Annotated in this window: 14 protein-coding genes and 4 tRNA genes; 11 read left to right on the top strand and 7 right to left on the bottom strand. The window is 44.2% G+C overall.

Annotated elements, in window-relative coordinates; all coding sequences use genetic code 11:
• Window positions 1-138 precede the first annotated feature (138 nt).
• From tuf to SNR28_RS25650, 5 genes are all read right to left on the bottom strand, one after another.
• Window positions 139-1,323, bottom strand: a complete 1,185-nt coding sequence (tuf, locus tag SNR28_RS25630) for an elongation factor Tu (protein ID WP_375751777.1) — start codon at window positions 1,321-1,323, stop codon at window positions 139-141.
• A 137-nt stretch (window positions 1,324-1,460) separates the two neighbouring features.
• Window positions 1,461-1,536, bottom strand: a tRNA-Thr gene (locus SNR28_RS25635).
• Between the two features lie 13 nt (window positions 1,537-1,549).
• A tRNA-Gly gene (locus SNR28_RS25640) sits at window positions 1,550-1,624 on the bottom strand.
• A gap of 38 nt (window positions 1,625-1,662) precedes the next feature.
• Window positions 1,663-1,747, bottom strand: a tRNA-Tyr gene (locus tag SNR28_RS25645).
• Window positions 1,748-1,783: 36 nt separating this feature from the next.
• Window positions 1,784-1,859, bottom strand: a tRNA-Thr gene (locus tag SNR28_RS25650).
• Window positions 1,860-2,067: 208 nt separating this feature from the next.
• Here SNR28_RS25650 and coaA point away from each other — a divergent pair.
• A complete protein-coding gene (coaA, locus tag SNR28_RS25655) occupies window positions 2,068-2,991 on the top strand; it encodes a type I pantothenate kinase (protein WP_375751779.1) in 924 nt (307 codons plus the stop codon).
• 40 nt (window positions 2,992-3,031) lie between these two features.
• Here the strand turns inward: coaA and birA are convergent, their stop codons facing one another.
• Both birA and murB read right to left on the bottom strand, forming a co-directional pair.
• Entirely contained in the window at window positions 3,032-3,994 is a 963-nt protein-coding gene (gene birA, locus SNR28_RS25660) for a bifunctional biotin--[acetyl-CoA-carboxylase] ligase/biotin operon repressor BirA (protein ID WP_375751780.1), read from the bottom strand.
• The gene (gene murB / locus SNR28_RS25665; protein ID WP_375754178.1) at window positions 3,991-5,046 is read right to left on the bottom strand and encodes a UDP-N-acetylmuramate dehydrogenase; all 1,056 of its coding nucleotides are present in this window, start codon (window positions 5,044-5,046) and stop codon (window positions 3,991-3,993) included. Before murB ends, birA begins: the two co-directional genes overlap by 4 nt.
• A gap of 60 nt (window positions 5,047-5,106) precedes the next feature.
• Between murB and SNR28_RS25670 the strand changes: the two genes are divergently transcribed.
• From SNR28_RS25670 to SNR28_RS25715, 10 genes are all read left to right on the top strand, one after another.
• Window positions 5,107-5,538 (top strand): GNAT family N-acetyltransferase, encoded by a 432-nt coding sequence (locus SNR28_RS25670; protein ID WP_375751781.1) that lies wholly within the window; start codon window positions 5,107-5,109, stop codon window positions 5,536-5,538.
• A gap of 88 nt (window positions 5,539-5,626) precedes the next feature.
• Window positions 5,627-6,967 carry a CDP-diacylglycerol--serine O-phosphatidyltransferase gene (gene pssA, locus SNR28_RS25675; RefSeq protein WP_375751783.1) on the top strand — a complete coding sequence of 447 codons (1,341 nt, stop codon included), beginning with the start codon at window positions 5,627-5,629 and terminating at the stop codon, window positions 6,965-6,967.
• A 433-nt stretch (window positions 6,968-7,400) separates the two neighbouring features.
• Window positions 7,401-8,528: a hydrogenase 2 small subunit gene (gene hybO, locus SNR28_RS25680; protein WP_375751784.1), complete on the top strand. Its 1,128-nt coding sequence runs from the start codon at window positions 7,401-7,403 to the stop codon at window positions 8,526-8,528.
• A complete protein-coding gene (gene hybA / locus SNR28_RS25685) occupies window positions 8,529-9,521 on the top strand; it encodes a hydrogenase 2 operon protein HybA (RefSeq protein ID WP_375751785.1) in 993 nt (330 codons plus the stop codon).
• Entirely contained in the window at window positions 9,514-10,704 is a 1,191-nt protein-coding gene (gene hybB / locus SNR28_RS25690; RefSeq protein ID WP_375751786.1) for a Ni/Fe-hydrogenase cytochrome b subunit, read from the top strand. The genes hybA and hybB overlap by 8 nt, the downstream gene beginning before the upstream one ends.
• Window positions 10,705-10,719: 15 nt before the next feature.
• Window positions 10,720-12,420 carry a hydrogenase 2 large subunit gene (hybC, locus tag SNR28_RS25695; RefSeq protein ID WP_375751787.1) on the top strand — a complete coding sequence of 567 codons (1,701 nt, stop codon included), beginning with the start codon at window positions 10,720-10,722 and terminating at the stop codon, window positions 12,418-12,420.
• A gap of 93 nt (window positions 12,421-12,513) precedes the next feature.
• Window positions 12,514-13,008, top strand: a complete 495-nt coding sequence (locus SNR28_RS25700) for a HyaD/HybD family hydrogenase maturation endopeptidase (protein ID WP_375751788.1) — start codon at window positions 12,514-12,516, stop codon at window positions 13,006-13,008.
• On the top strand, window positions 12,999-13,253 hold the full coding sequence (locus SNR28_RS25705) for a HypC/HybG/HupF family hydrogenase formation chaperone (protein WP_375751790.1): 255 nt from the start codon (window positions 12,999-13,001) through the stop codon (window positions 13,251-13,253). The genes SNR28_RS25700 and SNR28_RS25705 overlap by 10 nt, the downstream gene beginning before the upstream one ends.
• A complete protein-coding gene (gene hybE, locus SNR28_RS25710; RefSeq protein ID WP_375751792.1) occupies window positions 13,234-13,719 on the top strand; it encodes a [NiFe]-hydrogenase assembly chaperone HybE in 486 nt (161 codons plus the stop codon). Before SNR28_RS25705 ends, hybE begins: the two co-directional genes overlap by 20 nt.
• Window positions 13,719-14,747, top strand: a complete 1,029-nt coding sequence (locus tag SNR28_RS25715) for a hypothetical protein (RefSeq protein WP_375751793.1) — start codon at window positions 13,719-13,721, stop codon at window positions 14,745-14,747. The genes hybE and SNR28_RS25715 overlap by 1 nt, the downstream gene beginning before the upstream one ends.
• The last annotated feature ends 3 nt before the right edge of the window (window positions 14,748-14,750 follow it).

Genomic DNA, 14,750 nt, shown 5'->3' on the forward strand with positions numbered 1-14,750 from the left:
ATTCATGCTAATCAAGATTACTCTCAATTAAAAATTCTTTACTTTTCATTGAGATACACAAAATGCATGTATTCAATTTAAAACAGTGAAGAAAAAGGGCATCAAATGATGCCCTTTTTACTAGCTGTTAGTCAAATCTTAATCAAAGATTTTAGCAACAACACCAGCACCTACTGTACGGCCACCTTCACGGATTGCGAAGCGTAGACCTTCGTCCATCGCGATTGGTGCGATTAGCTCTACAGTCATCTGTACGTTGTCACCTGGCATTACCATTTCTACGCCTTCTGGTAGCTGGATGTCACCAGTTACGTCAGTTGTACGGAAGTAGAACTGTGGACGGTAGCCTTTGAAGAATGGTGTGTGACGACCACCTTCATCTTTAGATAGTACGTATACTTCTGACTCAAACTTAGTGTGAGGGTTGATAGAACCTGGTGCAGCTAGAACCTGACCACGCTCAACTTCATCACGCTTAGTACCACGTAGTAGTGCACCAACGTTCTCACCCGCACGACCTTCGTCAAGCAGCTTACGGAACATCTCTACACCAGTACATGTAGTTGTAACAGTTTCTTTGATACCAACGATTTCTACTTCGTCACCTACGTTTAGGATACCACGCTCGATACGGCCAGTTACTACTGTACCACGACCCTGGATTGAGAATACGTCTTCGATTGGCATTAGGAACGGCTGGTCTACAGCACGCTCTGGCTCTGGGATGTAAGAGTCTAGTGCTTCTGCAAGCTCTACTACTTTGTCTTCCCACTCTTTCTCGCCGTTTAGTGCGCCTAGAGCTGAACCCTGGATTACTGGTAGGTCATCACCTGGGAAGTCGTACTCAGATAGAAGCTCACGAACTTCCATTTCTACTAGTTCTAGTAGTTCTTCATCGTCAACCATGTCACATTTGTTCATGAATACGATGATGTATGGGATACCAACCTGACGGCCTAGTAGGATGTGCTCACGAGTCTGTGGCATTGGGCCATCAGTCGCAGCTACTACAAGGATACCACCGTCCATCTGCGCAGCACCAGTGATCATGTTTTTAACATAGTCAGCGTGTCCTGGGCAGTCTACGTGTGCGTAGTGACGAGTTGGAGTATCGTATTCTACGTGTGAAGTTGCGATTGTGATACCGCGCTCACGCTCTTCTGGAGCGTTATCGATTGATGCGAAGTCTTTCGCTTCACCGCCGTATACTTTTGAAAGAGTAGTACAGATAGCTGCAGTTAGAGTTGTTTTACCGTGGTCAACGTGGCCGATAGTACCAACGTTTACGTGCGGTTTCGTACGTTCAAATTTTTCTTTAGACATGAGTTGTCCCTCTAGGTACGGATTTAAGGTGGCTTTGATGACCACGCAACCAAATCTTTGGTAGTTAACTTACTCTCAATCACTAAACATAGTTTAGTTAGAAGAAAGTATCAAAAGGAAATAATTGCTTACAGAGCTGGTGCTGATAGGCAGACTCGAACTGCCGACCTCATCCTTACCAAGGATGCGCTCTACCACCTGAGCTATATCAGCACTCATAATGAGTTGGAGCGGGCAGCGGGAATCGAACCCGCATCATCAGCTTGGAAGGCTGAGGTAATAGCCATTATACGATGCCCGCAACACGTAGTAACTCTGTGAGCTATTTCCTAAAGAATATGGTGGAGGGGGACGGATTCGAACCATCGAAGGCGGAGCCGGCAGATTTACAGTCTGCTCCCTTTGGCCACTCGGGAACCCCTCCAAAATTTTTTAGCACATTCTCTCATAAAAGAGAAAGTGGTGCCGACTACCGGAATCGAACTGGTGACCTACTGATTACAAGTCAGTTGCTCTACCTACTGAGCTAAGTCGGCACATAAGTGGGGCGCATTCTATGGGATGATCTGGCACCTTGCAATAGGAAAATTAAAAAAAACTTCTTTTTCCTTAATATTATGCGCAATTGGTTATAAATCACTCATTTTTGCCACCTTTTCCAAGATTCTGTAGCTCGTATCGTTTGAATTCTTTGTTACTTGATGTATTTTCGCAGCTCATCTAATAAAAACGACGTCGTGTGCTATGAGTACTTACATGTCCTTTGACAGGAATAAGTGGGCGGATTTACGAAATTCCGTCCCTATGACCCTGTCAGAGCAAGATTTGATAGAACTACAAGGTATTAATGAAAGCCTGACCATGAAGGAAGCAGAAGAGATATACCTTCCCCTGACCAGACTTTTGAACCTTTATGTTTCAGCCCGTCAGGGACGTAATACTGTTCTGCACAAATTTCTGAACAAAAGTGAGCTCCCTCCCCCTTTTATTATCGGGATTGCTGGTAGTGTCGCTGTAGGAAAAAGCACAACGGCCCGTCTGTTAAAAGCTTTACTGTCACGCTGGGACAAACACCCGAAGGTGGAACTTGTCACGACCGACGGCTTTCTATTACCTAACAAGATTCTGAATGAACGCGATCTGATGATAAAGAAAGGCTTCCCTGAATCTTATGATATGCGCAGACTGGTAAAATTCGTTTCTGATGTAAAAGCCTGCAAACGCAATGTTACCGCCCCGGTTTATTCGCATATTACTTACGACATAACTACAGAAGAGAAAGTTGTCGACCTTCCTGATATCTTGATTATCGAGGGCTTAAATGTCTTGCAGAGCGGCATGGATTACCCACACGACCCACATCGGGTGTTTGTGTCAGATTTTGTCGATTTTTCTATATACGTTGACGCTGAAACTCAGCTAATTGAAGAGTGGTACGTGAACCGTTTTCTAAAGTTTAGAGAAAGCGCATTTAAAAAGCCTGGCTCCTATTTCTCGCACTATACCGAGTTCAATGAACAAGAGGCGATCAATAAAGCGCAGGATATCTGGCGTTCAATTAACGGTAAGAATCTAAGAGAAAATATTCTGCCAACAAGGGAACGGGCTCAGTTGATTCTTAAGAAAGGTGAGAATCACACGGTGGAAGAAGTATTGTTAAGAAAATAGGTTGTTCTCGTTCCAGTGCACTACACCGGAACGAACACCATTAACTTACTTGTCCACGAAGAGAAATTTCACCGCCAATAAAAGCTTCAACACCATTTAATGTTTCTAGTAAAACAGCCCCTTGCTCGTCAATGCCTCTGATTATGCCTTCTATTTCACGTTTACCCATGATGAGTTTGGCTGGCCTTCCTTTGAAGTTGTCGTAACGATTCCAGCGCTCAACAAAGCCTTTCATACCATATAGTTCATACTCTTCAAGCGCATTGTTCCATGCTGTAACTAATTCAGCAGCAAGGTCATTTCTATCAGGCAGTGTTTTCTGTACATCTTTAAGACAGGTCCATGGCTGCGTAATGCCTTCAATGTTTTCGCGCATAGATATGTTTAACCCCATGCCTATTACAAGATGTGCTGCACCACCAGCTTGCCCAGACATCTCGACCAGAATGCCTGCCAGCTTCTTATCGTTATAGTAAAGATCGTTTGGCCATTTTAGCTTCACGCCTTCAATACCCAATTTTTCCATCGCTTCAACGATAGCCACGCCCACCACTAAGCTTAGCCCCATAGCTGCGGCCATACCCGCATCAAGTCGCCAATACATAGACATATAGAGATTGGAACCAAAGGGGGAAATCCATTCGCGCCCTCTTCTGCCCCGCCCCTTTTCCTGAAACTCAGCAAGACAAACCGAACCGGTTTCTAATTTATCTACACGATCTAACAGGTATTGATTTGTTGAGTCGATAATGGGGATGAGCATAACTGGCACTTGTACTCTTTGTTCCAGTTTTAATTGATCTAACAGCGAGAGCGGTTCGGAAAGTTTGTATCCCTTACCCTGTACACTAAATACATCCAATCCCCAGTCAGCAAGGCTTTTTACGTGCTTGCTAACCGCGGCACGTGAAATTCCCAGCACTTCACCTACATCTGAACCGGAAACAAACTCCCCACCACTAAGTATTTTTATGATGTTTAATTTTACGCTGTAATCTCTCATATCAAGGGCTTCCCTAATTTCAGACATTCAGATAGGTTCGTTTCTTCTGTCGCTCCCATAAAGCGAACTTCATGCTCCAGATGGATTTCATATCGACGTGCTACTTCTGAAACCACCTTACTCGCTAATGCTATTACATCGCTGGCGGTTGCATGATCCTTGTTGACCAATACTAAAGCCTGATTTGGATGGACCTGAGCTCCACCACGACTAACACCTTTCAAACCACACTGGTCAATCAACCAACCAGCTGCAACTTTAACCCTGTTACCGCTAGGATATCCAACTATGCTCGGATAACTTTGCTTCAAAAGCCTAAACTGCTCACTCTCAATAACTGGGTTCTTAAAGAAGCTACCGGCATTGCCTGTCTTATTTGGATCAGGCAGCTTCTCCATACGGATATTGCACACTTCGGAGAAGATACGCTCGGGAGTTAGCTCGCTCTTTGCAATTGCCTGTAATGGACCATATGAAGTATTAGGGCTCCACTCTTTAGGCAACTTGAGACCAACAGCCACAATAATACATTTGCCATGGTAGTCACGTTTAAAGATCGAGTCCCGGTAACCAAACTCACACTCTTCGGCTGTCAGCCTTTGCGTTGAAAAGTCTTCCAGCCAAACAACATCAACATAAGCACAGAAATCTTTAAACTCATTGCCATACGCGCCTATGTTTTGAATTGGAGCAGAACCAGCGCAGCCAGGAATTAGCGCGAGGTTTTCTAATCCTGCATAACCATTTTCAACCGACCATTCCACCAATTCGGGCCAGTCTTCACCACCCTCTACATGAATCAGGTACGCATCTTCCTGTTCGGCTACCTTTTTACCTGTGATACGGTTAACCACTACAACACCATTAAAGTGTTCAGTAAAAAGCACATTGCTTCCTTTACCCAGCATTAATTTAGGCAATTGAGCCCATTCACTGTTTCTGTACACCGAAATTAGGTCATCGACTGACTCCACTATAACGAGAAACTCACAACTGCTTTCGATAGAAAATGTATGGAAGGGCTTGAGGCTGGCTTTTTGGTATATCTGCATGATACTTAGCGGTAGAATAAAAGTTGTCATAGTATACCGGACTTATTAAAACACCAGCAAATGCCTCTAATTCATATCGAAAAGCTGGAAGCAATAAAGCTTCCCATAGCCCAAAAGCTATATAAGCAGCACTACCCTTCCGGAAAAGCAAAAAGTAACGAGCTTATTTATGTTTGTTATTCGGATAAAACCCTTTGTGGTGTTGTGAGAATAAGGCCTGTGGATTCATACCGATTGCTAACTGGCATGGTTGTTGTTCCTGAGTTCAGAAATAAAGGCATCGGTCATGCACTTCTGGATTATTGTGAGGCAGAAGTATTAAATGATAATGACTACTGCTTCGCCTACGCTCACCTCGAAGGCTTCTATTCTTTAAACGGCTTTTTTACCATTGAAGTCAATGAACTTCCCAACCCACTTCGTACACTTTTTGAGCGATATTCACGCAGTGGTAAGCAACTCATTCCTATGAAGTTTACAAAATCTAATTAAATAGACATGTAACAATAGAAATCGCTCGAATATATTTGGTAAAATTCGAAATTCGCACTTATGCAGTAACCGAGGTATATCACTCTATATGATGGCGTTAAGTACTCCGTTTAAACAGATGCCAACTATCGCAATTGATCCGGATAAACTTGAAATTCTGCTTTCAGCAGAAGATTACCGGAACAGGTTGATAGAAGAGATTAGAAACGCTCAAGAGCGTATCTATATCGCTGCTCTGTACCTTGAAGATGATGACGCTGGGCGACTTATCCTCGACGAACTATATTCGGCAAAACAGAAGAACCCTAATCTGGATGTAAAGATTTGCGTTGACTGGCACAGGGCGCAAAGGGGTTTAATCGGTGCTGAGCAGTCTGAAGGTAATGCTGCACTATATAAAAAATATAGCGAAAAGTACGAACACACAATCCCAGTTTACGGTGTTCCAGTACGTGGGCGCGAAGTATTTGGTGTACTGCATCTTAAAGGCTTTGTGTTCGATAATACCGTAATTTATAGCGGTGCCAGCCTGAATAATGTCTACCTTGGTTACAATGGTAAATATCGCTTCGATCGCTACCATGTCATTACCAACGAAACTTTAGCAAACAGCATGGTTCATTTTATTGAATCAGTAATGCTTGCTCATCCTGCAGTGAACTCTCTTTGTGATTCTGATAAGCCAGAAACTAAAGAACTTAAACAAGCTATTCGCCAATTTCGTTCAAGATTAGCCCAATCTAAATATATATTTCAGCCAGAAGAAACAAGTGCTGATCAGGTATCCCTAACACCACTTGTTGGGCTTGGAAAACGTCGTAATAGGCTGAATCTCACTATTAATCAGCTACTCGCAGAAGCAAAAGATGAGATTTTCATTTGTACACCGTATTTTAATTTCCCTAAATCTGTAGCTAAGGAAGTAAAGAAAGCGATTAAGCGAGGCGTTAAGGTAACTATTGTCGTTGGGGATAAAACCGCAAATGACTTCTATATTCCGCCTGAAGACGGTTTTAAAACCATTGGTGGTCTACCTTACCTTTATGAAATGAACCTGCGTCGCTTTGCAAAGGTAAACGAAGCCCATATAGCCAGTCGCAAACTCTCTATTCATTTATGGAAACACGACTGCAATAGCTACCACTTAAAAGGCATCTGGATCGATAAACGTTATATGCTTTTAACAGGTAATAACCTGAATCCAAGAGCTTGGAGTCTGGATCTGGAAAATGGCCTGCTTATTCATGATCACATGCACAAACTAACAGACAAGTTCGAGCAAGAAGTCAGTAATATTCTTCAACACACAACGGTTATTGGTAGTTATCGCCAGTTAGAGAAAGTTGAATCTTATCCATCAGTCGTTCAAAAGTTACTTAAGCGCATAACGCGAGTCAGAGCAGATCGGGTTCTGAAAAGAATCCTCTAAAATCTATTTCAAACTTTTCAAAGAGCACTCAATGTGCTCTTTTTTATTTTTCTTTCCTATTATTTAATAATGTTAATAACAAACTTTCAGATTCGTTGTAAATAATTCTTATTTACAACATTTAATTAACTATTTTGTTTTATTTATCTTAGTTTGTTCGTTATTTATCTTTTCTTTTTAGATAGATAACTTCCCTTACAAAATACATATAACCCCTTATGGCTACTACCTTTAACTAAAACATAAACCCAGCGCATATATTTAAACACCCACTATTACTAAGTGTTTTCACATTGATTTAGATCAACCATTCCAGTTAGCAAAAATTTTACATTTCCTTACACTTGTGAATATTAACAAATACTAATAAACAACAAGCTGAAAATAGCTCTATTCCTATAACCGACAAATAAAATACAAAGGATGGTCTGAAATGGATGGCTACGATCTTTTAGAACGACAAGGTGTATCACGCCGCTCCTTTATGAAATTTTGCTCTGGTCTTGCCGCTACTATGGGGATTACTGGTGCAAACGCTGGTCAAAAAGTTGCTGATGCAATAGCCAAGAAACAGAGACCCCCTGTGATCTGGATTGGTGCGCAAGAGTGTACTGGCTGTACAGAATCCCTGTTGAGATCAACACACCCTACAGTAGAAAACCTCATTCTCGATATGATCTCACTTGAGTACCATGAGGTACTTTCTGCTGCTGCTGGACATAAAGTAGAAGAAAATAAACACCATGCAATGGAGAAGTACAAAGGTAAATATGTACTGGTCGTTGATGGTTCAATTCCGGTTAAAGACGGAGGTGTGTACTGCATGGTTGCAGGAAAACCTATCGTCGATCATATCAAAGAAGCCGCAGAAGGGGCCGCAGCAATCATTGCTATCGGTTCATGTTCTGCTTGGGGCGGTGTGGCATCTATTGGACCAAACCCAACAGAAGCTAAAGCACTGCACGAAGTACTTCCCGATAAAACGATTGTAAACATTCCGGGCTGTCCTCCTAACCCTCATAACTTCTTAGCAGTGGTTGCACATCTTCTTACTTATAACAGCCTACCTGCATTGGACGAGAAAGGTCGCCCGGTATTCGCATATGGCCGTCGTATACACGAACACTGTGAACGTCGACCACACTTTGATGCTGGTCGCTTTGCCATTGAGTTTGGAGATGAAGGCCACCGAGAAGGCTGGTGCCTATACAAACTTGGCTGTAAGGGTCCAGAAACTTACGGCAACTGTTCAACGCTTGAGTTCTGTGATGTTGGCGGTGGTATCTGGCCTGTTGGTATCGGTCACCCATGTATTGGCTGTAATGAAAAAGATATCGGTTTTACTAAAGGTATCCATCAACTTGCTAGTGTTCGCCAGCCTACTCCACCAGCGCAACTTCCTGAAGTAGGAACAACCGTTGGTGAGTCTGCATCTCCTGGTGCTTCAGCGCTATTAGGTGGTGTTGCGGGTCTGGCTGCTGGTGTTAGCATCATGACAGTACGTGAGTTAACACGTCAGAAGAAAGACAATGGTAAATCAAAGAGTAACGAGGAGGCTTAAATGGACCGCCGAGACTTTTTGAAACTCTCCGCGAGTGGTGCTGTTATTGCAACAAGCAGTTGCCCCTCAATGGCGAGAGAATCTCATCCACCTCTACCAGATGGCGTCGGAATGCTTTACGACGCCACGTTGTGTATTGGCTGTCAGGCATGTGTTGTTAAGTGTAAAGATGTAAACAACATGGAGCCAAACCCTAATGGCGATGCTCAATGGGAGCAGAACAGCCATCTGAGCGCTTATGCGCTAAACGTAATTCGTCGTTACAGCAATGGTGATGGCACTGAGAAAGATAAGCTAGAAAATGGTTTCTCTTACGTTAAGCGCCAATGTATGCATTGTGTCGATCCTAACTGTGTCTCTGCGTGCCCGGTTAGTGCTATGCGCAAAGATCCTGTTACCGGTATTGTGACCAACAACCCAGATACCTGTACGGGCTGTCGTTACTGCATGATCGCTTGCCCATATAACATTCCTAAGTACGAATACCATGACCCGTTTGGTCAGATTCAAAAATGCCAGCTATGTAACCAGAAAGGTGTTGAACGTATCGATCAAGGTTTGCTTCCTGGTTGTGTAGAAGTCTGCCCTACTGGTGCAATTCTGTACGGCTCTCGTGAAGAATTGCTTGTAGAAGCTAAAAAGCGTCTAGAGAAGAAAGTCGGCGAAAGCTATGACTACCCTCGCGAAAGAATTGATGCAGGCCTAACTCACGAAAAAGATATTCCAGAGTATTACCCTCATGTTTACGGTGAAACTGAAGGTGGCGGTACTCAGGTACTGGTACTTGCAGGCGTCCCATTCGATAAGCTGGATCTGCATGATATGCCAGCTCAATCTTATGGTGCTCGTTCAGAAACCGTTCAGCACACCCTGTATCAAGGAATGATGCTTCCATTCGCAGCCTTTGTTGGTCTGATGTATGCGACTCGTAAGAGCATGTATCCAGATCGTGACGAAAACAATAGCAAGGATAAAGGAGACCACCATGAATGATCATAGTGACCTGAAACCGGTCGGTGGCCGCCTGATAAACTGGCCTGTTGTCTTCTTTGGTTTTTTTGCATTTGTTTGTGTCATCGTAATCATCAAGCGTCTGGTACTTGGCTTAGGCCCAGTTACTAACCTTAACGGTGGCTACCCATGGGGAATCTGGATCGCCTTTGACCTATTGGTAGGTACGGGTTTCGCGTGTGGTGGTTGGGCATTGGCCTGGGCTGTTTACGTATTTAACAAAGGTGAATACCACCCACTAGTAAGACCTGCACTGCTAGCCAGTCTGTTCGGTTATGCACTTGGCGGCCTTTCTATCACAATGGATATCGGCCGTTGGTGGAACATGCCTTACTTCTTTATTCCCGGACACTTTAACCCCAACTCGGTACTCTTCGAGACAGCGGTCTGTATGACTATCTATCTCGCTGTACTAGTAATGGAGTTTGCACCGGCACTGTTAGAGAAGGTAGGCCTGAAGGTACCTCTGAAGGTGCTCAACAAGATTCTGTTCGCAGTTATCGCTTTGGGTGCTCTGCTACCTGCGATGCACCAGTCATCAATGGGATCATTGTTCATCACGGCGGGGCACAAAATCCACCCGCTATGGCAAACCTACGAGTTCTTGCCTTTCTTCTCACTGCTAGGCGCTCTAATTATGGGCTTCTCGATTGTAGTGTTTGAAGGTGCAATCGTAGCTGCTGGTATGAAAGGTCGTATGCCAGATGAAGTACCGTTGTTCAACCGCCTGTTTACTTTCATTCAGGTGCTGGTCGGTATGTTCGTCATCCTAAGACTGCATGCTGTGAACCTGACAGATAAATGGGAATACGTTTTCTCAGGCGACCTGTATAGCTGGCTGTTTATTGCTGAAACTTTACTTTTGGCTCTGCCAGTTATTTTCATTAAGCACATCAGAAACAACGCTCCTGCAATGTTTGCGGCAGCAACATCGCTGCTAATCGGTGCTGCTATGTATCGAATTGATCTAGCACTCGTCGCATATGACCCAGGAGATGGTTACTCCTATTTCCCATCGATTCAGGAAATCCTACTTTCCTTCGGATTGGTAGCTATCGAAATCGTGGGTTACATCGTGATTATTAAACTTTTGCCTGTATTACCTGGCGCAGCAACAACAAACCGTATTCAACAAGAAAGCCTGAGTGGCTCAGAAAATAATTAAAGGGATGGTTTAACAATGAGTCAACGCATTACAATTGATCCAATCACCCGCATCGAAGGCCACTTGCGTATCGACTGCGAAATCGAAAATGGTGTCGTCACTAATGCCTGGTCATCAGGCACCATGTGGCGAGGCATGGAAGAGATCCTTAAAGGTCAGGACCCTAGAGACGCATGGGTGTTCACTCAGCGTATCTGTGGTGTATGTACAACCGTTCACGCAATTGCATCTGTTCGTTCTGTTGAGAGCGCGCTGGATTTAGATATCCCGGTAAACGCTCAATACATTCGTAATATGATCGTTGCAGCACATGGTATTCACGATAACGTGGTTCACTTCTATCAACTTTCTGCTTTGGACTGGGTTGATGTGGTATCAGCACTAGAAGCGGATCCAATGAAGTGTGAAGAGATCTGTCGTCCACTTTCTACATGGTCTCTGAACTCAGCTGCAGAGTTCCAGAAGGTGAAAGATAAGCTAAAAGGTCTGGTAGACAGTGGTCAGCTTGGTATCTTCGCAAATGGGTACTGGGGTCACAGGGAGATGAAACTTCCTCCTGAAATTAACTTAATCGCAGTAGCACACTACCTTCAGGCTCTGGAATACCAGCGCAACGCAAACCGTATTGTCGCTATTCTTGGTGGTAAGAGCCCGCATATCCAAAACCTGGCTGTTGGCGGTGTCGCTAACCCAATCAACCTTGATGCTCCTGCCGTACTTAACCAAGAACGTCTGATGTACATCAAAACCTTTATCGACGAGCTCGAAGAGTTTATCGAACAGGTTTATAAGCTCGATGTTGCTATCGTGGCAGCTCACTACCCTGAGTGGCTATCTATCGGTGAAGGTGTGACTAACTATCTGGCTGTGCCTGATTTACCAACCGATGGTAAAAACGGTAGCTTCCTGATGCCTGGCGGTTATATCGAGAACGGTGATCTTTCTACCTTTAAACCTATCACTGGCCACAAAGACCCATTCCTAATCAATGGTGTTGCTGAAAGTAGTAAGCACTCATGGTACCAGGAGGAAGGTCCTTTCCATCCGTGGGATGGTATGACAAATCCTAACTACACAGGGTTCGAAGACGAAGGTAAGTATTCTTGGGTTAAGTCACCTACCTTCAACGGCAAACCTGCTCAGGTAGGTCCTCTGGCTCAGGTATTATGTGCTGTAGCCGCTGGTGATGAAAAGACAACGAAACACCTTAATGATGTGCTAGGTGCATTCGAAACACTAACCGGTATCACTCCGGAAATTAAGCACCTTCACTCAACGCTTGGTCGCCACGCGACACGTGCAGTTCGTTGTGCAGTGCTTAAGGATCATCTAAGCCAGCAGTGGCAAGCGCTGATAGATAATATTGCCGCTGGTGATACAACAACCTACGTGAAGCCAACATTCCCGTATGGCGTAGTTAAAGGTGTAGGTTTCCATGAAGCACCTCGTGGCCTTCTTTCTCACTGGATCGTGATCAACGATGGCAAGATTGAGAACTATCAGGCGGTTGTACCATCAACCTGGAACTCAGGACCTCGAAACAATGAAGACCTGATGGGCCCGTATGAGCAATCTCTGATTGGTACTCCAATTGCTGACCCAGAGAATCCACTTGAGGTTATCCGTACCATTCACTCTTTCGACCCATGCATGTCCTGTGCGGTTCATATCGTGGATACTCGCGGAGAAGGTATTACCAAAGTCAAAGTGCTTTAGACCCAAGCACTATCTAAAAGAGAGGTATCCCCAAATACCTCTCTTATTTTTAACTTCCGTCAGAGAAGTAAATAGCGATACGAGGAGAAAGATGTGAATGTATTGATATTAGGTGTAGGTAACCTTCTCTTGAGTGATGAATCCATCGGTGTTCATGTCATCAACCATCTTGAACAAAACTATCAGTTCCCAGAAGGCATTGAGCTGATGGACGGTGGCACAGCTGGAATGGAGCTACTGGATTACATTGCCAGCAGAGAACATGTCATCATTATCGATGCGGTACTGACCGGAGATGCTCCGGGTACTGTCGTTGACTTGTATGACGATGAAGTACCAGCCCTGTTCAACAATAAAGTCTCACCCCACCAGCTAGGATTATCTGATCTTCTTGGTGCTCTCAAGCTAACAGACGAATCTCCTGAGAACATCTACCTTGTTGGCATTATCCCAGAGTCAGTAGAACCTGGACTCGAAATGACCGATACCGTATCAGGACAGATGGAAAACATGACACAACGAGTTCTTGCTTATCTCGATAAGATCGGTGTTCAGCCAGAATTCAAAGAAGACGCTGTATGTGTATAGGCGTACCCGCTAAGGTCATCAGCATATCGGAAGACGGAAATTCAGCAATTGTTGATGCTGAAAACAAAGACTATCCAATAAGCCTTCTAATGATGGACGTTGATGTCCAGGTAGGCGACTACCTGCTCATTCAAGTAGGTGGTTTTGCTGTAGAAAAAGTAGAGCCCGAAGAGGCGATAAAAGCGATCGAACTACAGAAAGCTTTAGCAGAAGGAGATTTTGAACGTGCCGCAGAACTATATTGATAATCCCTCTTCTATCATTGAGGAAGTATTCGGGCAAATTCATCAAAATCAGATGAATGAAATGCCATTTGTAAATGAAAAATTGCAGGTTAAAGCTGTCGGTTTTTCTGAGTACGAAGGTGACTGGCTTGGCGTTCTTCTTACTCCTTGGACTTTGAGCATCATGCTACTTCCTGGTGAAGATAGAGATTGGCGTGAGTTTGATATCGGAGAAAAAGTCGGAATTCGCCTGCCTGCTGGTGATTATAATTTTATCTATGGTGAACATGAAAATCTTGGGCATTACTTATCCTGCTCGGTCCAATCACCTGTTCAGGACTTTACTAGTCAGGAAGATGCTCTAAGAGTAGCTGGAGATGTTCGAAAGTTGATCACAGCGATTCAGACCACAGATATTGCCGATAAATCCAAGCGGAGCCTGTTTAGAAAACTGGCCAGCGGTCAGGCTGCACTAGAGAGTGAATAATGACAGCAGGTTCTTCAGCTAATTTCGTCGGAAAGTTAGTGCTCACTATAGAGCTTAATGAGACATGTACGATTACAAGTGTCTCAATCGATAACTCTCGCCCGACGAAAATAGGACAGCTACTCTGCGGTAAAACTCCAGAGCAGGCGATCCAGTTGATACCTAAGGTTTTCTTACTCTGTTCTCAGGCACAACAAGCTGCTGCCACAGGTGCTATCTTTAAAGCTCAATCTCGTGAACTATCACCCGAAATGAGTGACTCTCTGGCTGAGAGATGTGCATTGGAATGGCTGAAAGAGCATTGCTGGCAAACGTGGCAGATGCAGAGAGAACTGTTTGGTAGTGAGTATGCGATGAAAGAGAGCATTAGCCTGAATAGGCTGTTGCTGCAATCGCTACAGGCACTTCCACCTGTAACACTAGATGATCAGGGCAGTTCTAAGGTTTCTGCGGATAAATGGATTCAGATTGAAGCTCAACTTGAGTCGTTATTTGGAATTCGTCCATCTAAGTTTCGCTCTCTGAAGTGGTCTGAGTTTATAGACTGGACGCAGACAGATGCACCTTATGCGCACCACTTTTCAGTGAACTTACATAATGCGGCTTCACTGGGATCGGATGATAACTGGTCAGAAGATCTTGAGTCCGGAAGTCTGGTAAGACAGAAGAATCACCCATTAATCCAGCAAGCTCTCGATTGCTGGGGCTCAGGCATAGTTACCCGTATGTTAGCTCGGTTTATCGAAATCAGTCGGATTACCGAAAATCCGGAGTTAGCCAGAATGCCAGAGCCAGGTATGGCACATGCTTCTCGAGGTGTTTTAGCACATACCGTGAAGCTAAGTTCTGATGGAGTTATTCAATCTTATGAAATCAATGCCCCAACCGATCGTTACTTCGACAAAGGCGGCGTGGTTGAACAGGCATTAATGAATCAACAGTTGGAAACCAGCGATCCTAGCTGGGTTCGACAGCTTATCTGGGCTATCGACCCTTGTGTCGAGTTTCAGATAGAAGTTAAGGAGTAACAG

This window comes from Vibrio iocasae (assembly GCF_042245395.1).
Classification (GTDB): Bacteria; Pseudomonadota; Gammaproteobacteria; order Enterobacterales; family Vibrionaceae; genus Vibrio; species Vibrio iocasae.

Bases quoted from the DNA above. Each gene is read 5' to 3' on its own strand.
- coaA (WP_375751779.1), top strand. From the start codon at position 2,068: ATGAGTACTTACATGTCCTTTGACAGGAATAAGTGGGCGGATTTACGA.
- hybO (WP_375751784.1), top strand. From the start codon at position 7,401: ATGGATGGCTACGATCTTTTAGAACGACAAGGTGTATCACGCCGCTCC.
- hybC (WP_375751787.1), top strand. From the start codon at position 10,720: ATGAGTCAACGCATTACAATTGATCCAATCACCCGCATCGAAGGCCAC.
- birA (WP_375751780.1), bottom strand. From the start codon at position 3,994: ATGAGAGATTACAGCGTAAAATTAAACATCATAAAAATACTTAGTGGT.
- SNR28_RS25715 (WP_375751793.1), top strand. From the start codon at position 13,719: ATGACAGCAGGTTCTTCAGCTAATTTCGTCGGAAAGTTAGTGCTCACT.
- hybA (WP_375751785.1), top strand. From the start codon at position 8,529: ATGGACCGCCGAGACTTTTTGAAACTCTCCGCGAGTGGTGCTGTTATT.
- pssA (WP_375751783.1), top strand. From the start codon at position 5,627: ATGATGGCGTTAAGTACTCCGTTTAAACAGATGCCAACTATCGCAATT.
- SNR28_RS25705 (WP_375751790.1), top strand. From the start codon at position 12,999: ATGTGTATAGGCGTACCCGCTAAGGTCATCAGCATATCGGAAGACGGA.
- SNR28_RS25670 (WP_375751781.1), top strand. From the start codon at position 5,107: ATGCCTCTAATTCATATCGAAAAGCTGGAAGCAATAAAGCTTCCCATA.
- hybB (WP_375751786.1), top strand. From the start codon at position 9,514: ATGAATGATCATAGTGACCTGAAACCGGTCGGTGGCCGCCTGATAAAC.
- murB (WP_375754178.1), bottom strand. From the start codon at position 5,046: ATGCAGATATACCAAAAAGCCAGCCTCAAGCCCTTCCATACATTTTCT.
- tuf (WP_375751777.1), bottom strand. From the start codon at position 1,323: ATGTCTAAAGAAAAATTTGAACGTACGAAACCGCACGTAAACGTTGGT.